Source organism: Streptomyces sp. NBC_01788 (genome assembly GCF_035917575.1).
Classification (GTDB): domain Bacteria; phylum Actinomycetota; class Actinomycetes; order Streptomycetales; family Streptomycetaceae; genus Streptomyces.
In genome coordinates this window covers 1,097,293-1,123,607 of the sequence record NZ_CP109090.1, presented here as the reverse complement: position 1 = coordinate 1,123,607, position 26,315 = coordinate 1,097,293, and the positions used below count along the sequence as shown (strand labels likewise).

Annotated in this window: 24 protein-coding genes; 14 read left to right on the top strand and 10 right to left on the bottom strand. The window is 73.1% G+C overall.

Annotated features, from left to right (window positions below; translation table 11 throughout):
• Positions 1 to 2: 2 nt before the first annotated feature.
• Positions 3 to 1,064, bottom strand: a complete 1,062-nt coding sequence (locus tag OIE49_RS05305; RefSeq protein ID WP_326801299.1) for a protein kinase family protein — start codon at positions 1,062 to 1,064, stop codon at positions 3 to 5.
• 160 nt (positions 1,065 to 1,224) lie between these two features.
• A complete protein-coding gene (locus tag OIE49_RS05300) occupies positions 1,225 to 2,580 on the bottom strand; it encodes a dipeptidase (protein WP_326801298.1) in 1,356 nt (451 codons plus the stop codon).
• A 215-nt stretch (positions 2,581 to 2,795) separates the two neighbouring features.
• Between OIE49_RS05300 and OIE49_RS05295 the strand changes: the two genes are divergently transcribed.
• Positions 2,796 to 4,040: a geranylgeranyl reductase family protein gene (locus OIE49_RS05295; protein ID WP_326801297.1), complete on the top strand. Its 1,245-nt coding sequence runs from the start codon at positions 2,796 to 2,798 to the stop codon at positions 4,038 to 4,040.
• Here OIE49_RS05295 and OIE49_RS05290 read toward each other — a convergent pair.
• Positions 4,030 to 4,506 carry a nitroreductase family deazaflavin-dependent oxidoreductase gene (locus OIE49_RS05290; RefSeq protein WP_326801296.1) on the bottom strand — a complete coding sequence of 159 codons (477 nt, stop codon included), beginning with the start codon at positions 4,504 to 4,506 and terminating at the stop codon, positions 4,030 to 4,032. The two genes, OIE49_RS05295 and OIE49_RS05290, sit on opposite strands and share 11 nt — an antisense overlap.
• 135 nt (positions 4,507 to 4,641) lie before the next feature.
• Here OIE49_RS05290 and OIE49_RS05285 point away from each other — a divergent pair, with 135 nt between their 5' ends.
• From OIE49_RS05285 to OIE49_RS05270, 4 genes are all read left to right on the top strand, one after another.
• Positions 4,642 to 5,331 (top strand): TetR/AcrR family transcriptional regulator, encoded by a 690-nt coding sequence (locus tag OIE49_RS05285; protein WP_326801295.1) that lies wholly within the window; start codon positions 4,642 to 4,644, stop codon positions 5,329 to 5,331.
• A gap of 201 nt (positions 5,332 to 5,532) precedes the next feature.
• On the top strand, positions 5,533 to 6,768 hold the full coding sequence (locus OIE49_RS05280; protein WP_326801294.1) for a sensor histidine kinase: 1,236 nt from the start codon (positions 5,533 to 5,535) through the stop codon (positions 6,766 to 6,768).
• On the top strand, positions 6,765 to 7,430 hold the full coding sequence (locus OIE49_RS05275) for a response regulator transcription factor (RefSeq protein WP_100567514.1): 666 nt from the start codon (positions 6,765 to 6,767) through the stop codon (positions 7,428 to 7,430). Before OIE49_RS05280 ends, OIE49_RS05275 begins: the two co-directional genes overlap by 4 nt.
• A 375-nt stretch (positions 7,431 to 7,805) precedes the next feature.
• A complete protein-coding gene (locus tag OIE49_RS05270) occupies positions 7,806 to 10,316 on the top strand; it encodes an ATP-dependent Clp protease ATP-binding subunit (protein ID WP_326801293.1) in 2,511 nt (836 codons plus the stop codon).
• A 30-nt stretch (positions 10,317 to 10,346) separates the two neighbouring features.
• Here OIE49_RS05270 and OIE49_RS05265 read toward each other — a convergent pair whose 3' ends face one another.
• A complete protein-coding gene (locus OIE49_RS05265) occupies positions 10,347 to 10,919 on the bottom strand; it encodes a MarR family winged helix-turn-helix transcriptional regulator (RefSeq protein ID WP_326801292.1) in 573 nt (190 codons plus the stop codon).
• A 47-nt stretch (positions 10,920 to 10,966) separates the two neighbouring features.
• Entirely contained in the window at positions 10,967 to 11,539 is a 573-nt protein-coding gene (locus OIE49_RS05260; RefSeq protein WP_326801291.1) for an Rv1733c family protein, read from the bottom strand.
• Between the two features lie 229 nt (positions 11,540 to 11,768).
• On the opposite strand from OIE49_RS05260, the gene OIE49_RS05255 reads away from it, so the two are divergent.
• Positions 11,769 to 12,149 carry a luciferase domain-containing protein gene (locus OIE49_RS05255; protein WP_326801290.1) on the top strand — a complete coding sequence of 127 codons (381 nt, stop codon included), beginning with the start codon at positions 11,769 to 11,771 and terminating at the stop codon, positions 12,147 to 12,149.
• 22 nt (positions 12,150 to 12,171) lie between these two features.
• Here the strand turns inward: OIE49_RS05255 and OIE49_RS05250 are convergent, their stop codons facing one another.
• The gene (locus OIE49_RS05250) at positions 12,172 to 12,951 is read right to left on the bottom strand and encodes a DeoR/GlpR family DNA-binding transcription regulator (protein ID WP_100567518.1); all 780 of its coding nucleotides are present in this window, start codon (positions 12,949 to 12,951) and stop codon (positions 12,172 to 12,174) included.
• Between the two features lie 129 nt (positions 12,952 to 13,080).
• Between OIE49_RS05250 and OIE49_RS05245 the strand changes: the two genes are divergently transcribed.
• Both OIE49_RS05245 and OIE49_RS05240 read left to right on the top strand, forming a co-directional pair.
• Complete coding sequence (locus tag OIE49_RS05245) at positions 13,081 to 13,962, top strand: SIS domain-containing protein (RefSeq protein WP_326801289.1); 882 nt, start codon at positions 13,081 to 13,083, stop codon at positions 13,960 to 13,962.
• Between the two features lie 38 nt (positions 13,963 to 14,000).
• Positions 14,001 to 14,873 carry a class II fructose-bisphosphate aldolase gene (locus OIE49_RS05240; protein WP_326801288.1) on the top strand — a complete coding sequence of 291 codons (873 nt, stop codon included), beginning with the start codon at positions 14,001 to 14,003 and terminating at the stop codon, positions 14,871 to 14,873.
• Here OIE49_RS05240 and OIE49_RS05235 read toward each other — a convergent pair.
• Positions 14,863 to 15,996: a methyltransferase gene (locus OIE49_RS05235; RefSeq protein WP_326806146.1), complete on the bottom strand. Its 1,134-nt coding sequence runs from the start codon at positions 15,994 to 15,996 to the stop codon at positions 14,863 to 14,865. The two genes, OIE49_RS05240 and OIE49_RS05235, sit on opposite strands and share 11 nt — an antisense overlap.
• A gap of 68 nt (positions 15,997 to 16,064) precedes the next feature.
• Here OIE49_RS05235 and OIE49_RS05230 point away from each other — a divergent pair, with 68 nt between their 5' ends.
• The 5 genes from OIE49_RS05230 (at position 16,065) to OIE49_RS05210 (ending at position 22,023) form a co-directional block, all read left to right on the top strand.
• Complete coding sequence (locus tag OIE49_RS05230; RefSeq protein WP_326801287.1) at positions 16,065 to 16,715, top strand: alpha-ketoglutarate-dependent dioxygenase AlkB family protein; 651 nt, start codon at positions 16,065 to 16,067, stop codon at positions 16,713 to 16,715.
• A 60-nt stretch (positions 16,716 to 16,775) separates the two neighbouring features.
• Positions 16,776 to 18,014, top strand: coding sequence for an ROK family protein (locus OIE49_RS05225; protein ID WP_100567523.1), 1,239 nt, complete (start codon positions 16,776 to 16,778; stop codon positions 18,012 to 18,014).
• A gap of 363 nt (positions 18,015 to 18,377) precedes the next feature.
• Entirely contained in the window at positions 18,378 to 18,689 is a 312-nt protein-coding gene (locus OIE49_RS05220) for an SHOCT domain-containing protein (RefSeq protein WP_326801286.1), read from the top strand.
• Positions 18,686 to 19,465, top strand: coding sequence for an ABC transporter ATP-binding protein (locus tag OIE49_RS05215; protein ID WP_326801285.1), 780 nt, complete (start codon positions 18,686 to 18,688; stop codon positions 19,463 to 19,465). Before OIE49_RS05220 ends, OIE49_RS05215 begins: the two co-directional genes overlap by 4 nt.
• Positions 19,462 to 22,023, top strand: coding sequence for an ABC transporter permease (locus OIE49_RS05210; RefSeq protein WP_326801284.1), 2,562 nt, complete (start codon positions 19,462 to 19,464; stop codon positions 22,021 to 22,023). The genes OIE49_RS05215 and OIE49_RS05210 overlap by 4 nt, the downstream gene beginning before the upstream one ends.
• 678 nt (positions 22,024 to 22,701) lie before the next feature.
• Here the strand turns inward: OIE49_RS05210 and OIE49_RS05205 are convergent.
• Both OIE49_RS05205 and OIE49_RS05200 read right to left on the bottom strand, forming a co-directional pair.
• A complete protein-coding gene (locus tag OIE49_RS05205; RefSeq protein WP_100567527.1) occupies positions 22,702 to 23,253 on the bottom strand; it encodes an ATP-binding protein in 552 nt (183 codons plus the stop codon).
• A 182-nt stretch (positions 23,254 to 23,435) separates the two neighbouring features.
• On the bottom strand, positions 23,436 to 23,759 hold the full coding sequence (locus OIE49_RS05200) for a hypothetical protein (protein ID WP_326801283.1): 324 nt from the start codon (positions 23,757 to 23,759) through the stop codon (positions 23,436 to 23,438).
• 382 nt (positions 23,760 to 24,141) lie between these two features.
• Here OIE49_RS05200 and OIE49_RS05195 point away from each other — a divergent pair, with 382 nt between their 5' ends.
• Positions 24,142 to 25,266: a PLP-dependent cysteine synthase family protein gene (locus OIE49_RS05195; protein WP_326801282.1), complete on the top strand. Its 1,125-nt coding sequence runs from the start codon at positions 24,142 to 24,144 to the stop codon at positions 25,264 to 25,266.
• A gap of 22 nt (positions 25,267 to 25,288) precedes the next feature.
• On the opposite strand, the gene OIE49_RS05190 is transcribed toward OIE49_RS05195, so the two are convergent.
• The gene (locus tag OIE49_RS05190) at positions 25,289 to 26,116 is read right to left on the bottom strand and encodes a DeoR/GlpR family DNA-binding transcription regulator (RefSeq protein ID WP_100567530.1); all 828 of its coding nucleotides are present in this window, start codon (positions 26,114 to 26,116) and stop codon (positions 25,289 to 25,291) included.
• Positions 26,117 to 26,315 lie beyond the last annotated feature (199 nt).

Genomic DNA, 26,315 nt, shown 5'->3' with positions numbered 1-26,315 from the left:
GCCTACGCCGACAGCGCGGACTGCGTGGAGTTGTCGCCGGCGCCTCGCAGTTCCTCGTACGGATAGGGGGTCAGCCTGCTCTCCTTGCGCAGGCGGTCGTGGAAGGCGTTCAGGCGCGCGGCGACCGGCGCGTGACGGGTCAGGATCGCTGCGGCCGCCGACGGGACGCCTTCGGGCCGCGCGCCTTCGGCACAGGCACGGACGAAGGCGCGGCGCTCCTCCAGGTCGTATGTGTACAGGGCGTTGACCAGCCAGTTCACCAGATGCGTGACGGTGTAGGCGCGGTCGTAGCCGCGGTGTCGGCCGAAGAACTCGCGCTCCTGCTCGGTGAGCCGGAACCGGTCGCTCAGCGCGAGACCGAAGTCGGAGAGGTACAGCTGGGTGCCGTCGGTGAGGATGTTGTGGAAATGCGCGTCCAGATGCAGCAGCCGGTGCTCGCGCAGGAAGCCGGTGAGGGCCTCCAGACCGGTTTCGACGAACTCGCACGCGCTGTCCGCCGCGTCGCCGTGAAGCCGGGCGGCGAGCCAGTCGTCCGCGGTGTACGGCACGTACTGCAGGAACAGGACCAGGCTCGCGGTCGCCGTGCGCAGGGCCTCGATGCGGTGCTCCACCTGCGGGGCGCCGCCCCAGTAGGCGACGGTCCGCTCCACGTCGGCCAGCAGCTCCGGCATCGGTCCGGGGGTGTCGGGCAGCGTCCGCCAGTGGTGCAGCAGGGGGAAGCCGGAGAAGCGGCCGGAGAGAACCCAGTCGGTCGTCATGCGGTGCGCGGCGAGTTCCCGCCACGCCCCGAGTCCGGGGCTGCCGATGCCGTAGTGGAAGTAGGGCGGCAGGTCGAAGAGGTTCGCGGTCGACCGCAGGTGGTCGGGGTGCCGTTCGACGTCGGTCAGGCGCACGTACTTGACGAAGACCTGGTGGCCGTCCACGTCGACGATCGCGGAACGGCCGCCGATCCCGGTACCGAACGGCTCGCCGCCCTCCAGGAGTTGAACGAGTTCACCGTCGCTGAGGAGCGAGAGCGAGGTGGCGATGTCGGTGTGGGCGGCGATGCGGGTGGAGATGGTCATGATCCCATCCTCAGCCGGACGCCGGGTACCCGTCAGCTCCTTTTGCCTCGCGAACGGGACGCCGTGGCAAGGGAGATGAACGTCAGGGCTGTCCCGAGTGCGTCCGCGACCCGGGGCCCCGCCGTGCGGCGAGGGACCCGGGCCGCGGACGGAACGAGGGTCAGCTCGCCGCGTAGTTGCGCAGGAACAGCGCCTCCGCGACCGACAGACGCTCCAGTTCCTCGGGGGAGACGCTCTCGTTCACGGCGTGGATCTGCGCCTCCGGCTCGCTCAGGCCGATCAGCAGGATCTCGGCCTGAGGGTAGAGCGCGGCGAGGGTGTTGCACAGCGGGATGGAGCCGCCCTGACCGGCGTACTGCATGTCCTGGCCGGGGTAGGCGACCGCCATCGCGTCGGCCATCGCCCGGTAGGCCGGGCTGGTGGTGTCGGCGCGGAAGGCCTGGCCCTGGCCGATCTGCTCGGTGCTCACCCGGGCGCCCCACGGGGTGTGGGCCTCCAGGTGGGCCTGGAGCAGCTTGGTCGCCTCGCCCGCGTCGACGCCCGGCGGCACCCGCAGGCTGACCAGGGCACGGGCACCGGCCTGCACGGACGGGGTGGCGCCGACGACCGGCGGGCAGTCGATGCCGAGCACGGTGACGGCGGGGCGGGCCCAGATGCGGTCGGCGACCGTGCCGGAGCCGATCAGCTCCACGCCGTCCAGCACCTTGGCGTCCTTGCGGAACTGCTCCTCCTCGTAGGCCAGGCCGTCCCAGACGGAGTCGCCGGCCAGGCCGTCGACGGCCGTCGAGCCGTCCTCGGCGCGCAGCGAGTCGAGGACCCGGATCAGCGCGGCGAGCGCGTCCGGGGCGGCACCGCCGAACTGGCCCGAGTGCAGGTTGCCTTCGAGGGTGTCGACCTGGATCCGGACCATGGTCATGCCGCGCAGGGTGCTGGTGACGGTGGGCAGACCGACGCGGAAGTTGCCGGTGTCGCCGATCACGATGGCGTCGGCGGTCAGGAGTTCGGGGTGCTCCTCGGCGTAGCGCTCGAGGCCGCCGGTGCCCTGCTCCTCGGAGCCCTCGGCTATCACCTTGACGTTGACCGGGACGCCGCCGTCGGCCTTCAGGGCGCGCAGCGCGAGCAGGTGCATGATGAGGCCGCCCTTGCAGTCGGCGGCGCCACGCCCGTACCAGCGGCCGTCGCGGTCGGTCAGCTCGAAGGGCGGGCTGGTCCAGCCGGCCTCGTCCAGCGGCGGCTGCACGTCGTAGTGGGCGTAGAGCAGGACCGTCCTCGCGCCCTCCGGGCCGGGCAGGTAGCCGTAGACCGACTGGGTGCCGTCCGGAGTGTCGAGCAGAGCCACGTCCGTGAAGCCCTCGGCGCGCAGCGCGTCGGCGATCCAGTTCGCGGCGCCCTCGCTCTCGCTCTTCGGGTACTGGTCGAAGTCCGCCACCGACCGGAAGGCCACCAGCTCGGCGAGTTCCGCCCGCGCCCTGGGCATCAGGGACGCGACGGTCTCCGCGACCGGATTAGACGACATGGGCACGCTCCTTGTAGGTGCGAAGGAGAACTCGTGGGTATCGGGGAGATACTTCCGAGCACTTCTGTATTGCGGATGATCGTGTCAGCGTAGGCGCGACCCTGTGTACGGGGCACGTACGCTGCTGATCCTCCCACAGCGGCCCACCGCCGGGGCCGCCGTAGGATGCGGGTGACAGCAGCGGCAGGCGGCTTGATCGGGAGCGGTAGACCATCGTGAGCAGCGACAACTCTTCGGCGGACGACGTGCAGCGGGTGTGGGACGTCGTCGTGGTGGGCGCGGGACCCGCGGGGGCCTCGGCCGCCTACGCGGCGGCGGTCGCGGGACGACGCGTGCTGTTGCTGGAGAAGGCGGAGCTGCCCCGGTACAAGACGTGCGGTGGCGGGATCATCGGCCCCTCGCGCGACTCGCTGCCGCCCGGCTTCGAGCTCCCGCTGAAGGACCGCGTGCAAGCGGTGACCTTCTCCCACAACGGCCGCTTCACCCGCACCCGCCGCTCCAAGCAGATGATGTTCGGCCTGATCAACCGGCCCGAGTTCGACCAGCAGTTGGTCGAACACGCGCAGAAGGCCGGCGCCGAGCTGCGGACCGGCGCCGCGGTCTCGCGGGTCGAGCAGCACGGTTCGGCGGTACCGGACCGGCGCACGGTTGCCGTGGTGCTCCAGGGCGGTGAGACGGTGCTCGCGCGCGCGGTGGTCGGCGCCGACGGCAGCGCCGGCCGGATAGGAGCCCATGTCGGGGTGAAGATGGACCAGGTGGACCTCGGCCTGGAGGCGGAGATCCCCGTGCCGGAGACCGTCGCCGAGGACTGGCGCGGGCGGGTGCTCATCGACTGGGGGCCGATGCCGGGCAGTTACGGCTGGGTCTTCCCCAAGGCGGACACGCTGACCGTCGGGGTGATCTCGGCGCGCGGCGAGGGCGCCGCCACCAAGCGGTACTTGGAGGACTTCATCGCCCGGCTGGGTCTGGCCGGGTTCGAACCGAGCATCTCCTCGGGGCATCTGACGCGCTGCCGGGCCGAGGACTCGCCGCTCTCGCGCGGGCGGGTGCTGGTGTGCGGGGACGCGGCCGGACTCCTCGAACCGTGGACGCGCGAGGGCATTTCCTTCGCGCTCAGGTCCGGGCGGCTCGCGGGGGAGTGGGCGGTGCGCGTCGCCGAGGCGCACGACGCGGTGGACGCCCGGCGCCAGGCTCTGAACTACGCGTTCGCCATCAAGGCGGGGCTGGGCGTGGAGATGGCCGTGGGCAAGCGGATGCTCGCGGTGTTCGAGCGCCGGCCGGGGATCTTCCACGCCGTCCTGACCGGCTTCCGGCCCGCCTGGAAGGCGTTCAAGGAGATCACGCAGGGTTCGACCTCGCTCGGTGAACTCGTCCGCACCCACCCCATGGCCCACCGCGCCCTGACGGCGCTGGACCGGCGGCCGGCCCCGCCCGCCGCCGAGGAGACGGTCAGTTCCTGACCGTGATGCGGAAGACCGGGTGGTCGGGGGCGGACACGGTGATCTCCTCGTCGGAGGACTTCGCCGTGACGCCCTTGAAGTACCCGTCGACCTGCCAGCCCCACCGCTCCAGGTAGGTCCGCAGGACCGGGAGTTTTTCGGCGTCGGGCAGCTCCACCGCGGTGAACTCGCGGACCTTCCGCCCGACGCGCAGTTCCCCGCCGCCCGCCGCGCGCATGTTGCGCACCCACTGGGAGTGGCCGCGCGCCGAGACGAGGTACTGCGCGCCCTCGTACGTGTGCGGGTTGACGGGAATGCGCTGCGGCTTGCCGCTCGTACGGCCGCGCACCGTCAGCTCGGCCGAGCCGGCGAGGCTCAGCCCGCGGCGGGCCAGCCAGCCGATGACGCCGTTGAGACGGACGGCCGTCGGGCTGCCCTTGAGGTAGTACGGCGACGAGGGCGAGGAGGACGACGAGGACGACGACATGGTGACCCCCATGGGTTCGGTTCGGGAGAGCAGTGCTCTCGTTCGATGAACAGTGTGGGGTGGATCGGTGATCCAAAGCAAGAGCGGTGCTCTTTTTTGTGTGCAGTGCTCTGGATTCATGGAACACTGGTCGACATGAGCACCGCACAGGGAGCCCGCGCCCGGGCCAGGACGGAGATCACCGCCGCGATCAAGGACGAGGCCCGCAGACAGCTCGCGGCCGAGGGCGCCGCGAAACTCTCGCTGCGTGCCGTGGCCCGCGCCCTCGGCATGGTCTCCTCCGCGCTGTACCGGTACTTCCCGAGCCGGGACGACCTGCTGACCGCGCTCATCATCGACGCCTACGACTCCGTGGGCGAGGCCGCGGAGGCGGCGAACGCGGAGACGGCCGGCGCCGAGCCCCTGGCGCGCTGGACCGCCGTGTGCGAGGCGGTGCGCGGCTGGGCGCTCGCGCACCCGCACGAGTACGCCCTCATCTACGGCACTCCCGTGCCCGGTTACACGGCCCCGATGACCACCGTCCCGGCCGCGGCCCGCGCCGGTCTGGTCCTCATCGGCATCGTGCGCGACGCCCATGAACGGGACGGGCTGACCGGGCCGCCGCTCCCCGCCGAACTGCGGGGCGAGGCCGAGCGGATCACCGCGGACCTGGCGCCCGGCCTGCCGCCCGAGGTGGGGCCCGCGCTCGTCGCCGCGTGGGCGCAGCTCTTCGGGCTGGTCGGGTTCGAGCTGTTCGGCCAGTTCAACCGGGTCGTGGAGGACCGCGAGCCGTTCTTCCGGCACGCGGTGACGCGACTCGCGCACGGAATCGGGCTGAGGGCCTGACCGCAGCAGGGGCCGGCCGGAAACCTGCGCGGTGCGACGTGTCGTGGATTCGCGCGGGGCTGGGTCCCGGGAGTCCGCGCCGAGGAGGCGTCTCGGGAGTCCGTGCGGGGCTGGGACCGGGGGGCGTACTTCCCGGGGAGTACGTGTGATCACCTCGTTCGGCTGACGCTCCCGGCGGCGCCGGCGTCTAGCGTGGCGGTCATGACGGAGCAGCGCGTACGCCGGGGCGGCCCGCCGCAGTGGTGGCGGCACGGCCCCCCGTGGTGGCACCGTGCCGGCGACGAGGAGGCGGAGCCCGGCCGTCATCGGCCGTGGCTCTCCACCGCGCTGTTCACCGTCTTCGTGCTCGTCGGCACCCACTTCTCTGCCCACAACCAGCACGGCCACCGGGAGCCCCTGGACGCCTTCGGGTTCGCGTTGCTGCTCGTGACCTCGGGGATGCTGCTGTGGCGCAAGCGGTATCCGGCGTTCGTGGTGTGCGGCACGGCGGCGACCACCCTCGTCTACTACGCCGCCGGATACCCGTACGGACCCGTCTTCCTGGCCGTCGTGGTCAGCTGCTTCAGCGCCGTCGTCGCCGGGTACCGCAGGGCCGCGTGGACGGCGCTGGGCACCCTGTGGGCCGCCCACGCGCTGATCTCGCTCTGGCTGTACCGATGGTTGCCCCCGCCCGGGGACACCGCCGCCTCCTGGGGACAGGAACTGGCCGTCGCCACCTGGGTGGTGGCCGTCGTCGCGGTCTCGGAGCTGGCCCGTGTGCGCCGCGAGCAGTGGGCCAAGGAACGCGCCGAGCGCGCCCAGGCAGCCCGGCGGCGGGCCGACGAGGAACGGCTGCGGATCGCCCGTGAGCTGCACGACGTCCTCGCGCACAGCATCTCCGTCATCAACGTCCAGGCGGGCGTCGGCCTTGCCCTGCTGGACACCGACCCGGAGCAGGCGCGCACGGCGCTGGCCACCATCAAGGCGGCCAGCAAGGAGGCGCTGGGGGAGGTGCGTCAGGTGCTCGACACCCTGCGTACCCCCGGTGACGCCCCCCGTGCTCCGGCGCCGGGCCTAGGCCGGCTGTCCGAGCTGGTGGACCAGGCGGCGACAGTCGGGCTCACCGTCGAGGTGCAGGGGGCGCCGCCGCGGCTGCCACCAGGCACGGACCTCGCCGCCTTCCGCATCGTTCAGGAGGCGCTCACCAACGTCGTACGCCACTCGGGCTCGCGGCACGCGCGCGTGCTCCTCGACCACGACCGCCGCGCGCTGCGGCTGCGCGTCGACGACGACGGGCCCGCCACCGGGGCGGACGCCGGCGGCAGCGGCAACGGCCTGGCCGGGATGCGGGAGCGGGCCGCCGCCCTCGGCGGCACCATCGACGCGGGCGCGCGCCCCGACGGCGGCTGGCGGGTGCTGGCCGTACTGCCCCTGACGACCGAGGAGGAGAACCGGTGATACGGGTACTGCTGGCCGACGACCAGTCGCTGGTACGGGCAGGCTTCAAGGCGCTGCTCGACGCCCAGCCGGACATCGAGGTCGCCGGGGAGGCCGCGGACGGGGAGGAGGCCCTGCGCAAGGTGCGCGAGCTGAGCCCCGACGTGGTGCTCATGGACATCCGCATGCCGCTGCTCGACGGACTCGCCGCGACCCGCCGTATCACCGGCGAGCCGCGGCTGAAGGACGTCAAGGTCGTCATGCTCACCACCTTCGAGCTCGACGAGTACGTCTTCGAGGCGATCCGCTCGGGTGCCTCCGGCTTCCTGGTCAAGGACACGGAACCCGACGAACTCCTGCGCGCGGTACGGGCGGTGGTCGACGGCGACGCCCTGCTCTCTCCCGGCGTGACGCGGCGCCTGATCGCCGAGTTCGCCGCCCGCTCCAAGGAACCGGCCGCCGCCGGCGCCCTCGCTCAGCTCACCGAACGCGAACGCGAGGTGATGGCTCTGGTCGGTATCGGCCTGTCCAACGAGGAGATCGCCCGCCGCCTCGTCGTCAGCCCCCTGACCGCCAAGACCCACGTCAGCCGCACCATGGTCAAACTCGGCGCCCGCGACCGTGCCCAACTGGTCGTCCTGGCCTACGAATCGGGCCTCGTACGCCCGGGCTGGCTGGGCTGACCACCCGCAGCGGCGCGCGGCGGCTCGTCGGCGCCGTCCATGGCGGAGGCCGTCCCGAACGTGTCCGGGGCGCCGCCGCGAGCGGCCTCGGCGTCGCCCCCGGGCGAGGTGGGGTGGGGGGTGCGGGGCCTGCAGCCCGGCTGCGCACCGTGCCCGTGCTGCGGCAGCCGCCGTGCCCCCCGGGCACGCCGGAGCCCCGGTGCCGGGCCCGTCCGCTCGGCGTGGGTGCCGGTCCGGCGGCAGGCCCTGGCGGGACGGTGCGCCGCGGTCTCCGCCGGAGGCAACTGCACTGGACCGGCGTAGGTCGCGTTGCGATACTCCATTCGGCGGGTTGGGCTGGAAGGTGACTCATTGCCCACGTTCCGGACGGCGATCATGACGATGTCCCCTTTCGGCGCCTCCTTCGGCGGCCCGGACCCGTTCTCCGAGATCCTCAACCGTTTCTTCGGCATGACGCCGGGCGCGGCGCCCCCGCAGGTGCAGCGGGTGCCGATCGGACGGCTGCTGACCGACTCCGCGCGCGAGCTGATCAACCAGGCCACCGGGCGGGCGGCCGAGGACGGCAGCTCCGACCTGGACACCGAGCACCTGCTCTGGGCGTGCACACAGGTGGAGCCGGCCCGCGGCCTGCTCGCCCAGGCCGGAGCCGACCCGGACCGCCTCGGCGCGGCCCTCGCCGAGGCGCTGCCCGGCGAGAGCGGCATCCCCTCCGCGCAGCCCGGCCTCACCCCGGCCGCCAAGCGGGTGCTGCTGCGCGCCTACGAGCACTCCCGGGCGGCCGGAGTGTCGTACATCGGCCCCGAGCACATCCTCGGCGCGCTGCTTGACACCCCGGGCGCAGCGGCGGTACGTGCCCTCAGCGCCCAGGGCATCGAGACGGACCAGCTGCGCCGCAGCGCCGACACCGCCTCCCGCCCCGACACGGCACCCGGCGGCGCCGAACCCCCGAGCAAGACCCCGACCCTGGACCAGTACGGACGCGACCTGACCGAGGAGGCCCGTGCCGCGAAGCTGGACCCGGTGGTGGGGCGGGCCGCGGAGATCGAGCAGACCGTCGAGGTGCTCTCCCGCCGCACGAAGAACAACCCCGTGCTGATCGGCGAGCCCGGCGTCGGCAAGACCGCGATCGTCGAGGGGCTGGCCCAGCGCATAGTCAACGAGGACGTGCCGAAGACCCTGGAGAACAAGCGGGTGGTCGCCCTGGACCTCACCGGCCTGGTGGCGGGCGCCCAGTACCGGGGCCAGTTCGAGGAGCGGCTGAAGAACGTCATCGACGAGGTCAAGGCGGCCTCCGAGTCGACGATCCTGTTCCTGGACGAACTACACACCGTCGTCGGCGCCGGTGCCACCGGCGAGGGCGCCATGGACGCGGGCAACATCCTCAAACCGGCCCTCGCCCGCGGTGAGCTGCACGTCGTCGGCGCCACCACCCTCGATGAGTACCGGCGGTACGTGGAGAAGGACGCCGCCCTGGAGCGCCGCTTCCAGCCCGTCATGGTGCCCGAGCCGAGCGTCGAGGAGACCGTGCAGATCCTGGAGGGGCTGCGCGACTCCTACGAGGCCCACCACCAGGTCCGCTACAGCGACGACGCCCTTGTCGCCGCGGCCGAGCTGTCGGACCGCTACGTCACCGACCGGTTCCTGCCCGACAAGGCCATCGACCTGCTCGACCAGGCCGGCGCCCGGGTGCGCCTGCGGTCCCTTGGCCGGTCCACCGAGGTCGTCGAGCGCGAGGACCGGCTGGCCAAGCTGCGCCGCGAGAAGGATCAGGCCATCGCCGCCGAGGCCTTCGAACGGGCCTCCGAGATCAAGGACCGGATCGCCGAGGCGGAGACGGAACTGGAGGGGCTCGCCGAACGCCGCGAGGGCGTGCTTGAGGTGACCGTCGACGACATCGCCGACGTGCTGTCCCGGCGCACCGGCATCCCCGTCGCCCAGCTCACCGAGAGCGAGAAGCAGCGGCTGCTGAAGCTGGAGGACGCGCTGCACTCACGGGTCGTCGGCCAGGACGAGGCCGTCACCGCGATCGCGCAGGCGGTGCGCCGCAGCCGCGCCGGCATGAGCGACCCCAACCGGCCCGTCGGCTCCTTCCTGTTCCTCGGCCCCACCGGGGTCGGCAAGACCGAACTGGCCAAGGCGCTTGCCGAGCTGCTGTTCGGGGACGAGGACCGGATGGTCCGCTTCGACATGAGCGAGTTCCAGGAGAAGCACACCGTCTCCCGGCTCGTCGGGGCCCCTCCCGGCTACGTCGGCCACGAGGAGGCCGGCCAGCTCACCGAGAAGGTGCGCCGCCAGCCCTACAGCGTGCTGCTCTTCGACGAGGTGGAGAAGGCCCACCCGGACGTCTTCAACACCCTGCTCCAGGTCCTCGACGACGGCCGCCTCACCGACGCCCAGGGCCGTACCGTCGACTTCCGCAACACCGTGGTCATCATGACCTCCAACATCGGCGCGCAGCGGATCCTCGTCCACCACGGGAACGTCGCCGCGATCAAGGACCAGCTGATGGAGGATCTGCGCGCACGGTTCCTGCCGGAGTTCCTCAACCGCATCGACGACATCATCATCTTCCACGGCCTCAGCGAGGACGACCTCGGCCGGATCCTGGACCTGCTCCTCGACCACAGCCGCCGGCGCGTGCGCGCGCAGGGCCTGGACCTGGAGGTCACCGACGCCGCGAAGAAGCTGCTGATCGCCCACGGTCACCAGCCCGAGTTCGGCGCCCGTCCGCTGCGCCGCACCATCCAGTCCGAACTCGACAACCGCATCGCCTCCCTGCTGCTGAGCGATTCGGCCGACCCCGGTGACACGATCGTCGCGGACGTCGTGAAGGACGCCCTGGTCTGCCGGGTCGAACACCCGGAGGTGCCCGGCCGGATGACCTGATGGGGCAGGCCGGCGCGGGGACGGCCGGGGTCAGCCCTTGGCGCGGCGCCCGCTGCGGCGCGGCGCCGGATCCGCGCCGTCCAGCAGCGACCGGCGGCGTTGTTCGCCGTGCTCCTCGACCTGGAGGACCACACGGCCCAGCATCTCCGCCAGACTCCGGCACTCCTCGCCGCTCAACCGTGAGGTGACGAAGGCCTCTTCCTCGTTGAACTCGAGGAAGACCCGGCTCATGAACTGCTCGCCCTCGGCGCTGAGCGACAGCAGGACGAGCCGGCCGTCGGTGGGGTGCCCGGTGCGGCGCAGCAGCCCGCGCGACTCCAGCGTGCGGGAGACGCCCGTCAGGGTGCCCTTGGAGATGCCGGCCTCCTCGGCCACGTGCCGGGTCTCCGACTCGCCCCACACCCAGACCACCCACAGCACGACGAACGCGGTCCAGGTCAGGTCCGAGCCGCGCAGCACCGAGTTCTCCAGGTGCTGGCGGACCGCGGAGGCGGCCCGGTGGATGCCGGCGACCGCCGCCATCTGCTCCCGCCGCAGGTGGATGCCGCCGAGCTCGGCCTGCGCGAGCCTCTCCGCGTCGGTGATGGAACGGTGGCCGGGCACGGGCACTCCCTGGGGCGAGGCGGCCTTCCCTCGTCCTCCACCCGCCGTCAGCCGGTCTTCCATCCCCAGGGCGTGTCCACGCGCGCCCACTCCTCGTCCCACTGGGAGAAGCGCCGGCGGTCGAGCCGGATCCGGGCCAGCTTGGCACCGCCGATGACGACACCCGCGGTGGTCGTTCCCGCCCAGAGGCCGCCCAGGGTCGTCTGGAAGGCGATGTCGGCCGGTGAGGCCGGCGGCGGCGCCGGCATGTCCCGCCCGTTCGTCCACACCGTGACGTGGTCGCCGGGTGCCGCGGAGACCGGGACCCTGGTCCGGCCCGTGTGCGACGAGCCGTCCGCGTCGGTCCAGCGGACCGTCCCCCACCCCAGGACGCTGCCCACCGGCCGGACCGCCCCGCGGGCAGCCTCCTGTGTCACCACGGCCCGCACCGAGTGGGTGTCGGCGCGGACCCGCTGCGCGGCCTGCTGCATCGCGCCCGCCGTCAGCACGCCCGCGAGGACACCGCCGGCCACGGCCAGGACCCAGGCGACGAGCAGGATCCACGCCTCGACCACGTCACTGGTGCGCCTGAGCGGATTGCGCCGCCAGCGCCACAGCCACACTCCCGCACGACGTGCCACCTTCGACACCCCCTCGTGAGCATCGACGGTCCCTACTGCCAGTGTCCCCCCAGAGGCGGTCCAAGGCCTGCGGGGAGCCCGGAAAGGGACGGGCGGGGCCGGAGGCACGGCCCCCGTGGGACCGCCGTGGAACGCACGGCCGAGGGCCGCTCCGGGCCTTTCGGACACGGATCGGTTAAGGCTTTCTCACCGGGCCGTTGCCGTACGGTGAGCACGCCATGATGGAACCATGACGCTCGCCGCGCGCGCTCTCGCCCAGCTGGCAACCTGGCCGGACCTCTCGGAGGCGGTGCCGAGCTGCGGCAACGGGCAGGCGCTCAGCTCGGCGGGCGGGGAGATCGCCCACTTCCACTCCGACCGCGACGTCGACCTCCGTCTGACCGTCCGGGCGATCCGCCGCCTGGAACGCGACCTGCGGCGCTTCGCCGCGGTCCGCGTCGTGCCGGGCTCCTCGTGGGTGACGGTCCGCCTCGACGGCTCGGCCGACGTCGATCTGCTGATGAGTCTGACGAGCGTGGCGCTCAAGGCCCAGCAGGGTCCACCGGACGACGGCCGGACCACCCCCTGCGGCTGCAACGACGTCCGAGGCGTGGGCTTCGTGCGGCTGTGATCCGGAGGCGGGACCGGCGCTGTCAGACGGTCAGCACCCGCAGGCCCGCCTCCTCGAACGCGCGCACCGTCTCCGGCCCCGCCGCCGTGTCCGTGACCAGGGTGTCCACCGACTCGGCGGCGCAGATGCGGGCGAAGGCCCGCCGGCCCAGCTTGCTGGAGTCGGCGGCCACGACGACACGCTCGGCGCGCTCGCACAGCAGCCGGTTGACGGCGGCCTCGGCCTCGTCGTGTGCCGCCGCGCCGTGCGCGACATCGAAGCCGACCACGCCGAGCACCGCCACGTCGAGCGTGATCTGACTCAGCACCCCGTCCGCCAGCGGCCCGATGAGTTCGTACGACTGCGGCCGCGCGACTCCTCCGGTCAGCACGATCTTGAACTGGGGCCGGACGGCGAGCTCGTTGGCGATGTTGAGCGCGTTGGTCACCACGGTCAGCGCGGGGGAGCCGGCGGCCAGGTCGGCGCGCACCGCAAGGGCGCGGGCCACTTCCGTGGTCGTCGTGCCGCCGGTCAGGCCGACCGCCTCGCCGGGCGCCACGAGTTCCGCGACCGCCTTCGCGATCCGCTGCTTCTCGGAGGCGTGGCGGGCTGTCTTGTACCGCAGCGGCAGCTCGTAGGAGACGCCGTGCACCACAGCCCCGCCCCGGGTGCGGACCAGCATCTGCTGCTCGGCGAGCTGGTCGAAGTCCCGCCGGATCGTCGCGGCCGACACCCCCAGTTCGGACGCCGCGTCCTCGACGTCCAGCCGGCCGCGCTCCACGAGCAGCTCCAGCAGCGCCTTCCAGCGGGCGTCGCGTGACATGCGCCTTCTCCGTTCCCTCGATCCTTCGTGACCCTAACGCACCGGGAACACCTCAAGATGCTTGATTGTGCTCGAAATTCAGCGCTATCTTGCAGGAAAACGCATCCGGTGCGAGCAGGAGGAGGGGCCGTGAGCCATGTCGAGGACGAACTGACCAGTCAGCCCGAGTGCTGGGCCCGCGTCGCGGCCGACGTCGCCGTCCACGGCCGGGCACTGCCCGCGCAGGGGGAGCGGGTCGCGATCGTCGGCTGCGGCACGTCGTACTTCATGGCCCAGGCCGCCGCCGCGCTGCGCGAGGGCTCCGGGCAGGGGGAGACCGATGCCTTCGCCGCCTCGGAGTTCCCGTGTGAACGCTCCTACGACCGGGTCCTCGCCCTCACCCGCTCCGGCACCACCACCGAGGTGCTCGACGTGCTGCGGGAGCTGAAGGGACGCACCCGCACGACGGCGGTCACCGCCGACCCCGCCACCCCCGTGATGGACGCCGCCGACGAGATCGTGGTCCTGGACTTCGCGGACGAACGCTCCGTGGTGCAGACCCGGTTCGCGACCACCGCCCTCACCCTGCTGCGTGCCCACCTCGGCCTGCACACCGACGAGGTGGTCGTCGACGCCCGCACGGCTCTGTCCGCCCCGCTGCCCGAACAACTCCTCGCCTGCGCGCAGTTCACCTTCCTGGGCCGGGGCTGGACCGTCGGACTGGCCAACGAGGCCGGGCTGAAGATGCGCGAGGCCTCGCTGTCCTGGACCGAGGCGTACCCGGCGATGGAGTACCGGCACGGCCCCATCAGCGTCACCACGGACGGCACGGCCACATGGATGCTCGGCCGGGCACCGGAAGGGCTCGCCGAACAGGTCCGCGCCACGGGCGGGTTGTGGATCGAGGGCGAACTCGATCCACTCGCCGAACTGATCCGTGCCCAGCGGCTCGCCGTCGCCGTCGCCGCCGCTCGCGGCCTCGACCCGGACCGGCCCCGCCACCTCACCCGCTCGGTGATCCTCACCCCCTGACGCACCGTCACCCGATCCAGCACCGGAAAGGACAGACCGTGCCGCTTGCAGCCACCGGCGAGCTGGTCGCCCGCGCCGCCGCCGCGCGCTCCGCAGTCGTCGCCTTCAACATCATCACGCTGGAACACGTCGAGGCCGTCGTCGCCGGGGCCGAGGCGGCCGGCGCACCCGTCGTCCTTCAAGTCAGTGAGAACGCCGTCTCGTTCCGCTACGGACGGCTGCTGCCGCTCGCCCGCGCCGCCGTCACGGCGGCCGAACGCGCCACGGTACCCGTCGCGTTGCACCTCGACCATGTGCAGAGCGACGACCTGCTGCGCCAGGCGGCCGACGCCGGCTTCAGCTCCGTGATGTACGACGCCTCCCGGCTGCCCTACACGCGGAACCTTGCCGCGACCAGCGCCGCCGCGGCCTGGGCACACGCCCAAGGGCTGTGGATCGAGGCCGAGTTGGGCGAGGTCGGCGGCAAGAACGGCGCGCCGCCGCTGGACGCCCACGCCCCCGGAGCGCGCACCGACCCCGCCGAGGCGCACGCGTTCGTCGCCGACTCCGGGGTGGACGCCCTGGCCGTGGCCGTCGGCAACGCCCACGCCATGACCGAACGCACCGCGGCCCTCGACCACGACCTCATCAAACGGCTCGCCGGAGCGCTGGACGTGCCGCTCGTCCTGCACGGTTCCTCCGGCGTCCCCGACGGCGAACTGACCGCCGCCGTCACCGGGGGCATCGCCAAGGTCAACGTCGGCACCGCCCTCAACATCGCGATGACCGCCGCGATCCGTGACTTCCTCGCCGCCCACCCGGAGGCCGTCGACTCCCGCAAGTACCTCAGCGTGGGCCGCGAGGCCATGGTGGGGGAGGTGGAACGCCTCATCGACGTGATCGGCTCACGCCGTACCGCTCCTACCTCTTGACGGCCCGCAGCACCACGAACTTCGGATCGCTCGCGACGAGCCGGCTGTTGCCGAACAGCCGGCGCAGCTTGACGTGGTAGCCGAGGTGGCGGTTGCCGATCACCCACAGCTCGCCGCCGGGGCGCAGCGCGCGCCGCGCCCCGGTGAACATCCGCCAGGCCGCCTCGTCCGTGGTCGCCTGGTGCGAGTGGAAGGGCGGGTTGTTCAGCACCAGGTCCACGCTGCCGGCCGGCACCCCGGCCAGCGCGTCGCCGACCCTGAACTCGGCCTGCCCCGGCACGCCGTTCGCCTTGTACGTGTCCTGCGCGGAGGCGACGGCCTGGAACGACTCGTCCGTGAACAGCACTTCGGCGCCGGGGTTCGCCAGCGCCAGCGCCGTACCGACGACGCCGTTGCCGCAACCCAGGTCCACCACCCGGCGGGCATCGCCGGCTTCCGGCAGGTGCCCCAGGAAGAACCGGGTGCCGATGTCGAGTCGGTCGGCGCAGAAGACGCCCGCGTGGTTGACGACGGTCCGCCCGGAGGCGGCGCCGATGCCGCCGGGCAGCGTGTAGGTGTGCGGCCACGGGTTCGCGGGCCGCTCCAGTGAGGGATCCGGCGTACAGAGGATCAGACGGGCCTTGCGCCGCGCGAGCGAGGTCCGGGTGGGGCCCAGGATCCGCTCGAACAGCGCCAGCGTGGAGGTGTGGATCTCCTTCACCATCCCGGTGCCGACGACGACCGTGCCCTCGTGCAGCGCGGGCGCCAGGCGCAGCAACTGGTCCTCCAGCAGCGCCAGGCTCTTGGGCACCCGCACCAGCAGCACGTCGATCCGGCCGGGCGGCGGATCCTGCGTGGTCAGCAGGCGCACCGCGCCGGGCTCCGCACCGCACCGGGCGAGGTTCGCGCGGGTCGCCTCCTGGGTGAGGAAGGAGTCGGTGATCTGCACCGGCCGGTGCGCGGCCAGCGTCGTGACCAGGGCGCCCCAGCGGTCGCCGACGACCACGACGGTCCCGGACAGATCGGTGCCCTGCTCGTCGAGGTGCCCCAGCAGGTACTCGTCGGAGGCGTCCCAGGCCCGGAGCCGGTCACGCGGGTCCTGCGGGAACCGGGCGAGCTCCAGCTCGCCCCACGGTGTGGTCATACGGTCGTTCATCGCTCGTCAAGGCTAGCGGAGCCCCAGCTCACGCCGCGTCCGGCAGGATGGGAACCATGGACGCCGAGCTGTTCCCGCGCGACCGGAGGCAGATAGCGCCGGGCGCCGTGCACCTGCCGGACTGGCTCGATCCGGGCCGGCAGCACGCGTTGCTCGCCGCCTGCCGCGAGTGGGCCCGCCCGCCGGCCGGCCTGCGCACGGTGCGCACGCCCGGCGGCGGCACGATGACCGCCCGGCAGGTCTGCCTGGGCCGGCACTGGTACCCGTACGGTTACGCCGACACCGTCGTCGACGGCGACGGCGCCCCGGTGAAGCCGTTCCCCGCATGGCTGGACGAGCTGGCCCGCGGCGCCGTGAGCGATGCCCTGGGCCCCGGCGCGGCCGGTCCGGCGCCGTACGACATCGCCCTGATCAACTTCTACGACGCCGACGCGCACATGGGAATGCACCGCGACAGCGACGAGAAGTCCGGCGCGCCCGTGGTGTCGCTGAGCCTCGGCGACACGTGCGTGTTCCGCTTCGGCAACCCCGAGACCCGCACCCGGCCCTGGACCGACGTCGAACTGCGCAGCGGTGACCTGTTCGTGTTCGGCGGCCCGTCCCGCCTCGCCCACCACGGCGTGCCTCGCGTCCATCCGGGCACGGCACCGCCCGAGTTGGGGCTGACTGGACGGCTGAACCTCACCCTCAGGGTGAGCGGCCTCTGACCGGGACCGCCGGACGAGTCGCTGGTCGACGGATGTGCGGATCATGGGAGACTCACCCCCATGAGCGGCAAGGCGGACCCCCGGACGCCGGGGGAAGGGAGCACCTCCAGGACACGGCTGGACCGGGGGCGCGGCGCGCTCGGGCCCGCGTTGGAGCTCGTGCACACCGGCCGTGCCCCCACCCGCGCGGTCCTCACCGCCGAGCTGGGGGTGACCCGGGCGACGGCCGGCGCGGTGGCCGCCGAACTGGAGGCGCTGGGCCTGATCCGGGTCGACGCCCGGCCCGCCGCGGCGGCCGGTTCCCAGGGACGCCCCTCGCACCGCCTGGCGGTCGCCGAGGACGGGCCCGTCGCCCTCGCCGCGCAGGTCCACGCCGACGGCTTCCGCGCCGCGCTGGTGGGTCTCGGCGGCCGGATCGTGGCGACCGCGCCCGGCTGCGGGACCGTCGACGCCGACCCCGCGAAAGTGCTCGGCTCCGTCGTCGAGGCCGGCGCCGAACTGCTGCGCACGACCGGCCTGCGCTGCGTCGGTGCCGGACTCGCCGTGCCGTCCGCGGTCGCCGAACCGGACGGCCTCGCCCTCAACCCGCTCCATCTGGACTGGCCCGCCGGAGCGCCGGTCCGCCGTATCTTCGCGCAGTACGTGCGCGCCGCCGGGATCACCGGTCCGGCCTTCGCCGCCAACGACGTCAACCTCGCCGCGCTCGCCGAGCACCGGCACGGCGCCGGGCGCGGCGCGCGCGATCTGCTGTGCGTGGCGACCGGGCACCGGGGCGTCGGCGGCGCGCTGGTCCTGGACGGGCGGCTGCACACGGGCAGTTCGGGCCTGGCACTCGAGGTCGGCCACGTCACCGTCAACCCCGAGGGCCGTCCCTGCCACTGCGGCAGCCGCGGCTGCCTGGACGTCGAGACGGATCCGCTGGCGTTCCTGACCGCCGCCGGCCGCGAGACCGGCCCCGAGGTGTCCCTGCTGCGGCAGGCCGAGGACCTGGTCCGCGACCACTACGACGACCCGGCCGTCCGCGGGGCCGTCGAGACCCTCGTCGACCGCCTGGGCCTGGGCCTGGCCGGGCTGGTGAACATCCTCAACCCGGACCGGATCATCCTCGGCGGACTGCACCGCACCCTGCTCGACGCCGCCCCCGACCGTCTGCGCGCCGTCGTCGCCGACCGCAGCCTGTGGGGCCAGAGCGGCGTCGTCCCGGTCCTCTCCTGCACCCTCGACCACAACAGCCTGGTCGGCGCCGCCGAACTGGCCTGGCAACCGGTCCTCGACGACCCACTGACAGCCCTGACCTGAACCGGCCCCGGCGCCCTGGAGCGACGGGGGCGCGGACCCGCGTACGGCGCCTGGTGACCGCGCTCCTCCACGCGCCCCGGATGCCCCCGCGCCCCGGCCCGTTGCTGGGCGTGCGGTCACCGGGCCCTTGTACTTCCCGCGCGGCAGGCCGCATTTCCCCGCCCGCCGGACCGCGGCCCGCGCCGGATCAGCCGGGGCATGCCGCACGGAGCAGCCGCCACACGCCCCCGTACTCCCCGGGAGGTAGCCGCACTGCCGCTGGCCGTACGACGACCCGGAGCCCCTCCCCGGGCCACTGTCGATGCAGCACCGGAGAACTCTCCGCGGCTTTCTCGGCGGACCCCTCGAGGGAGATGAACCAAGATGCAGACCCTGGCGAACTGGGACGGCGGCCCCGGGCCGTGGATCCTCCTCTTCCCGCTGTTCTGGGCGGCCGTCGCCGTCGGCGTCGTCACCCTGCTGCGCCGCACCGCCGGACGCGGCCGCGGCACCCCCTGGCGCGGCATGGACACCGGGCCCTGGCGCGGTCCGGACGGGCGACCCGCCTCCGACTCGCCGCTCGCCGTCCTCGGCCGGCGCTTCGCCTCCGGCGAGATCGACGAGGACGAGTACTGGCGCCGGCTGTCAGTGCTGGAGGAGCAGTTCGGCCGCACCGGCAACGGCGGTGCCCGGTGACCACCACGCCCGCCTCCACCGCCTCCTCCACCATCACGTCCGCCACCGGGACGGCCGCGCGGGTCGTCGACGCCGTGAAGGTCCACGGCGCCGGCGAGACCGCCGTACGCGCCCTGGACGGCGTGAGCGTCGGCTTCCCCGCCGGGCGCTTCACCGCGATCATGGGCCCCTCGGGCTCCGGCAAATCCACGCTGATGCACTGCGCGGCCGGGCTCGACACGCTCACCTCCGGCAGCGCGTACATCGGCGACACCGAACTGGCCGGCCTCGACGACCGCCGGCTGACCCTGCTGCGCCGCGACCGCATCGGCTTCGTCTTCCAGGCGTTCAACCTGGTGCCGACCCTGACCGTCGCCGAGAACATCACGCTGCCGCTCGACCTGGCGGGCCGACGGGGCGACCCCGAGTGGATCGACGCGCTCGTCGAGGTCGTCGGCCTCCGCGACCGCCTGCACCACCGGCCCGCCGAACTCTCCGGCGGACAGCAGCAACGCGTCGCGGTGGCCCGCGCGTTCGCCGCCCGCCCGGACGTGGTCTTCGCCGACGAGCCCACCGGCAACCTCGACTCACGCTCCGGCCAGGAGGTGCTCGGCCTGCTCGGCCGCGCGGTGCGGCAGATGGACCGAACGGTCGTCATGGTCACCCACGACCCGGTCGCCGCCGCCCACGCCGACGAGGTGCTCTTCCTCGCCGACGGACGCCTGGTCGACCGTATGGCGTCCCCGACCGCCGACCGGGTCCTGGACCGTATGAAGGCCTTCGAGGTGCGCGCATGAACGCCTCCCTCCGTCTGAGCCTCTCCTCCCTGCGGGCCCACAGGCGGCGCTTCGCCGGCACCTTCCTCGCCGTCCTCCTCGGCGTCGCCTTCCTGGCCGGGACCCTGGTCATGGGGGACACCCTGCGCGCCAGCTTCGACTCCATGTTCGGCAAGGCGACGGACGGCACGGACGCCGTCGTCCGCAGCGCCGACGTCATCACCGCGCCCGGCGAGGGCCAGGGCGTACGCCGGCCGGTGGACACCGAGCTGGTGAGGACCATCGAGCGGCTCCCCGGAGTCGCGGCCGCCACCCCGGACATCCAGGGCGCGGGCCAGCTCCTCGGCCGCGGCGGCGAGCCCATCGGCGGCCAGGGGCCGCCCACCCTCGCCGGTAACTGGATCACCGACCCGGAACTCAACCCGTACCGGCTCGCCGAGGGACGCGCCCCCGCGAAGCCGGGCGAGGCCGTCGTCAACCGCGGCGCCGCGAAGAAGGGCGGCCTGCGGATCGGCGACACCACGACCCTGCGCACCCCCGACCCGGTCAGGGTGACGATCGTGGGCCTCGCGACCTTCGGCGGCGAGGACGGCATGGCGCAGGTGACCTTCACCGGGCTGACCCGGGCCGACGCCGAGAAGTACCTGACCGCACGGCCCGGTGAGGCGGCGAGCATCCAGGTGCGGGCCGGGCCCGGGGTGAGCCAGGCCGAGCTGGTGCGGAGGCTGACTCCCGTGCTGCCCAAGGGCATCGAGGCGCTCACCGGACAGGCGGCCGCGCAGGAGAACACCGACATGGTCTCCAGCCAGTTCCTGACCGTCTTCACCACGTTCCTGCTGGTGTTCTCCGGCGTCGCGCTGCTGGTGGCGACCTTCTCCATCCACAACACGTTCGCGATCGTCGTGGCCCAGCGCACCCGCGAGAACGCGCTGCTGCGCGCGCTGGGCGCCTCCCGCCGTCAGGTCACCGCCGCCACCCTCGTCGAGGCGAGCGCCGTCGCGCTGACCGCGTCCGCCGCCGGGCTGGCGGGCGGCATCGGCATCGCCGCCGGGCTTCAGGCGCTGTTCCCGGCGATCGGATTCCCCTTCCCGCAGGGCAGCCTGGTCGTCCGGCCGCTGTCCATGGCACTGCCGCTGGTGGTCGGTGTCGTGGTCTGCCTCGGCTCCGCGCTGACGCCCGCCGTACGGGCCGGCCGCACCGCACCCATGGCCGCGTTGCGCGAGACGGCCGTCGACACCTCCGGCGCCTCCCGCCCGCGCGCCGTGGCGGGAGCGGTCCTCGCCGCGACGGCCGTCGCGGTGACCCTCGCCGGAGTCCTGGTCTCCCCGTCCATATGGGCGGCCGGAGTCGGCGCCGTCCTCGCCCTGGCCGCCTTCGTGGTGCTCGGCCCGGTCGCCTCCTCCACCGCCGTACGCCTGCTCGGCAGCCCCCTCGGCCGGCTGCGCGGCGTCACCGGTGCTCTGGCCCGGCGCAACGCGCTGCGCAACCCGAGACGCACCGCGGCCACCGCGAGCGCGCTGATGATCGGGGTGGCCGTGGTGTCGCTGTTCACGGTCTTCGGCGCCTCACTCAAGGCCACCATGGACCAGACCGTCTCCCGGTCCTTCGCGGGCGACCTCGCCGTGAGCACCCCCTCCTTCGGGGCCGGCGGCAGCGGCCTGAGCACCCGGCTGGCCGGGGCGATCCAGCGGCTGCCGGAGGTGGACACGGCCGTCGGACTCGGCCGGGGTGTCGCCAAGGTCGACGGCGAGGGGCGGGCCCTGACCGTCACCGACCCGGCCGCGCTCGCCCGCACCTTCGACCTCGGAACCGTGCGCGGCTCCCTGAACGGCCTGGGCGCCGACGGCATCGCCATCACCCGTGACGAGGCCGGGCGGCGGGGCCTGAAGACGGGGGACCGGACACGGCTCACCTTCACCGACGGCACCACGGAGACGTTCACCGTCCGCGCGGTCTACGGCCGGTCCGAACTCGCCGGCGACTACGTCGTCAGCCACTCCGCCTGGGCCCCGCACCGTACCCAGGACTCCGACAGGCTCGTCGCCGTCTCCCTCCGGTCCGGTGTGAGCGCGGAGGCGGGCAAGGCGGCCGTCGAACGGGTCGCCGCCCGGTACGGCGACCCGCAGGTGCAGACCCGGGACGAGTACGCGCGGTCCTCGGCGGGCGCGATCGACATGATGCTGACGCTGGTCTACGCGCTGCTCGCCCTCGCGGTGTTCATCGCGCTCCTCGGCATCGCCAACACCCTCACCCTGGCGATTCACGAGCGGACCCGCGAACTCGGTCTGCTCAGGGCCGTCGGCCAGACCCGGTCCCAGCTGCGGGCCATGGTCCGCTGGGAATCGGTCCTGGTCGCCGCGTTCGGCACGGCGGGCGGGCTTGCCCTGGGCGCCTTCCTCGGCTGGGTCCTGGTGAAGGCGTCGGACGGCGAGAGCGGCACCGCGTTCGCCTTCGCCGTACCGCCGACGCAACTGCTCGTCGTGGCACTGGTGGGGATCGCGGCGGGCGGGCTCGCCGGTCTGCGCCCGGCCCGGCGCGCGGCCCGGCTGGACGTGCTACGGGCCGTCGCCACCGAGTGAGCGCCGGGACCGGTGCCACCGTGCCCCCGGCGTCCACCGCAGGACTCCGACCACACCACCGGGCAGCGACCCCGTGACCGTGACCGGCCCGCGCCGCGTTTATGGTCCGGGGCCCGGTCAGGGTCCGCGATCCGGTCACGGCCGTGTCCTGGTCCCGGTCCGCGTCCCGGTTTCGGTCCACGGTCCGGTCTCGGCCCGTGGCGCGGTCTCGGTGCGCGGTCCGGTCACGGCCGCGTCCCGGTCTCGGTCCGGGGGCCGGTCTCGGTGCGCGGTCCGGTCTCGGCCGCGTCGCGGTTTCGGTCCGCGGTCCGGTCACGGCCGCGTCCCGGTCTCGGCCCGGGGGCCGGTTTTGGCCTGGGGTGCGGTCTCGGTCCGTGGCGCGGTCATGGCCCGCGTCCCGATCTCGGCCGCGTCCCGGTCTCGGCCGCGTCCCGGTCTCGGCCGCGTCCCGGTCTCGGCCGCGTCCCGGTCTCGGTCCGGAGCCTGGTCACGGCCTGTGTCGCGGTCATGGCCCGCGGTCCGGTCGCGGTCGTGGCCCGTGGTCCGGTCACGGTTATAGGTCCGCGGTCCGGTCACGGTCCGGTCGCCGTCCGCGGGCCGTCAGCCGTCACGGTCCCGGCACCAGCGCTCCCGCTGTCGCCCGTTCGGGCGACGGCGGGGATGCGGATGTGGACGTGGTCAGCCGACCACGGCCGATCCGGCCGGGGCGTGGACGGGCCGGACGGGCCGTATGCCGTCGAGCGCGGAGGCGGCTTCGGCCAGGCGGCGCGAGGAGTGCTCCCCGGTCACGAGCGCCGGCACCCGGGCCGGCACCGCGATCGAAGGGGCGGCGGTCGGCAGGATGAACCAGACGACCTTCCCCTGCTCGCCCTCCGGCCGCGCGCCCCAGCTCTCGCTCATCGCGGCCACCATCGCCAGCCCCCGCCCTTCGGTGGCCAGCGGCGCGATGTCGCCCATCTCCTCCACCACGGGAAGACGTGGGTCGTGGTCGCGCACGGACACCGTGAGCCGCTCGAGTAGCAGTTCGAGCTCCACGGTGCACAGCTTGTCGGGCCGGGCGTGCTGGTGGACGTTGGTCAACAGCTCCGTCACACCGAGCGCGGCCCGGTCTATCAGAGCGTCAAGATGCCAGTAGCGCAGATGCGCCGATACGATTCTGCGGACCTGGCCGATCCGCGACGGCAGGGCTTGGAGCTCCACCGTGCAGTGCCTGCTTGGGTGACTGATCACGGCTGCGACTCCCCGACGTTGAGGTCCGGAAGAACACGACGTTTCGGATGCAGCAGGACGCCTGCGTGACATTGCCGCCTGCTGTCTGACCGGCGGGCTGGTTCGCAGCGTTATCGCCGGTAAACCCTGAGTGACGTGAGACCAGCGTGACCCACGGGGTGATGTCACGCAACTCGCCTTGCTCAGCCGCCGCGCCCCGCCGCCCGGCGGACGGCCTCGACGAACCGGCGGGCCGCAGGCGGCCCCGGTTCGCCCGGTGCGGGGTCGTGCTCGCCCAGGGTCAGCAGGTACCGGTTGCCGCCCAGGTCGGCCAGCGCCCGGTCGTCCGGGGCGTACCAGGGCTGGGACGCGCGCACCGACTGCACCGGCGCGCTGTCGATCTCGCTGCCGTAGCTGGTCAGCAGCTCCAGCCTGCCGTCCCGGATCCGGACCCGTCCGGCCCGGGTGAGTGAGCGCAGCCGCTTGTCGATCCGTACGCCCGTGGCCGTGAACTCCGGTTCGGCCATCTCCCCGCCCCTTCGTGCGTGTCGCCTTCGTGCCTGTCGCCGGCTCCCGTTCCGCCCGGTCCACGAGCCGGCCCGGCTCGTTCCAGATTGCTGTGCCCCGTCGGGCCCTTTGTCCCGCCGCGGTGCAGTCTGCACGCCTTCGGCACGCAGCACCAGTGCGCGGGGAGCGCTCGCGGGCGGCACCCGGAGCACTCGCGCGCATGCGCCCCCGGCCCGTGCGCCCCCTTGTCGTCGGCCAGCTCGGGCGAGAGGCGCTCCCAAGCGTCTCCTTGAGCCGCTCAAAGGTGCGTTTATGCAGGTGAGAAGCGTGTTGAAGGTGTCTATCATCGAGGGCGTCCGGCCGCGCGCGACGCCGTCGGCGCACAGCGTAAGGAGCCCCGCCGTGAGCACTACCGAGCAGCACAGGACCGGCGACACCCTCGACGTCGACCGCAGCGACAGCGGCTACCGGGACTGGCTGAAAGAAGCCGTCCGCAAGGTGCAGGCCGACGCCAACCGCTCGGCCGACACCCATCTGCTGCGCTTCCCGCTGCCCGAGGCGTGGGGCATCGACCTGTACCTGAAGGACGAGTCGACGCACCCGACCGGCAGCCTCAAGCACCGGCTGGCGCGGTCGCTGTTCCTGTACGGCCTGTGCAATGGCTGGATCCGCCCGGGCCGCCCGGTCATCGAGGCCTCCAGCGGCTCGACGGCCGTCTCGGAGGCGTACTTCGCGAAGTTGATCGGCGTGCCTTTCATCGCGGTCATGCCGCGCACGACCAGCGCGGAGAAGTGCCGCCTGATCGAGTTCCACGGCGGGCGGTGCCACTTCGTGGACGACCCGCGCACCATGTACGAGGCCTCCGCCGCCCTCGCGGCCGAGACCGGAGGCCACTACATGGACCAGTTCACCTACGCCGAGCGCGCCACGGACTGGCGCGGCAACAACAACATCGCCGAATCCATCTTCCGGCAGCTCGAGTTGGAGCGCTTCCCGGAGCCGGCGTGGATCGTCGCCACCGCGGGCACCGGCGGCACCTCCGCGACCATCGCTCGCTACGTCCACTACATGCAGTACGACACCCGTATCTGCGTCGCCGACCCCGACAACTCGTGCTTCTTCGAGGGCTGGACCACCGGCAATCCGGACGTCACCTGCGACAGCGGCTCGCGCATCGAGGGCATCGGGCGTCCGCGCATGGAACCGAGCTTCGTACCCGGGGCCGTCGACCGCATGATGAAGGTGCCGGACGCCGCCGCCGTGGCCGCCGTACGCGCCCTGGAGGGGGCCATCGGCCGCAAGGCGGGCGGCTCCACCGGGACCGGCCTGTGGAGCGCCCTGAAGATCGTCGCCGAGATGCTCCAGCAGGGCCGTCGGGGCAGCGTGGTGACCCTCCTGTGCGACCCGGGCGACCGCTACCTCGACAAGTACTACTCCGACGCCTGGCTGGCCGAACAGGGCCTCGACAGCGCCCCGTACACGCGGACGCTGGAGTCGTTCCTGACGACCGGGGTGTGGCCGGGCTGAGGCGGCTCTCGACGACGGGCCCTCAGATGTCGGTCTCGTCCTCGGGCTCGCCCGCCACCACCAGCCGCAGGTGCTCCGCGATCTCGGCGCGTGCCTCCGCGGGCAGCCCCGCGTCCGTCACCAGTGTGTCGATCCGGTCCAGCGCGGCGAAGGAACTCAGGCCCACCACACCCCACTTGGTGTGATCGGCGACCACCACCACCCGGCGCGCCGACTGCACAAGACGCCGGTTGGTCTCGGCCTCCGCCAGGTTCGGCGTGGACAGGCCCGCCTCGGCCGATATCCCGTGCACACCCAGGAACAGCACGTCGAAGTGGAGCGCGGCGATCGCCTGGTCGGCCACCGGGCCCACCAGCGAGTCGGACGGCGTGCGCACCCCGCCGGTCAGCACGACCGTCGCCGCGCCCTGCCGCTGACCGGAGGTGCGCTGCGCCGAGTGGAAGACGTCGGCGACCCGGACCGAGTTGGTGACCACGGTCAGATCCGGCACGTCGAGCAGGTGCTGGGCCAGCGCGTACGTCGTCGTACCGCCCGAGAGGGCGATCGCCGTGCCCGGCGCGACCAGCCGGGCCGCCGCCCGTGCGATGTCTTCCTTGGCCGTCAGCTCCAGACCCGACTTGGCCTCGAAACCCGGCTCGTGCGTACTGGCCTCGACCACTGGGACCGCGCCGCCGTGCACCTTCTCCAGCACACCCTGCCGGGCCAGCGCGTCCAGGTCGCGGCGCACCGTCATGTCGGACACGCCGAGCTTCCGGGTCAGCTCGTTCACCCGGACACCGCCGCGGCGCCGGACCTCGTCCAGGATCAGGGCGCGCCGCTGCTCCGCGAGGAGGTTCTGATTCTCACTCACGTGTGCTCCGGTTCCTTTCGCCTCAAGCCGTCCGACCCGCCCCGCTCACCCGCCGGCGACGAGAAGGACCGTCATGCCCTCCGGGGCGTGGACGTCCCATCCTGTCATGGGGCGGTTCCCACCGCGTCGGCACCCGACCCACGCGCACATGCCGCCTTCGCCCCCGTGCGCGGCTCCCGTCACCCGGATCGGGGAGATT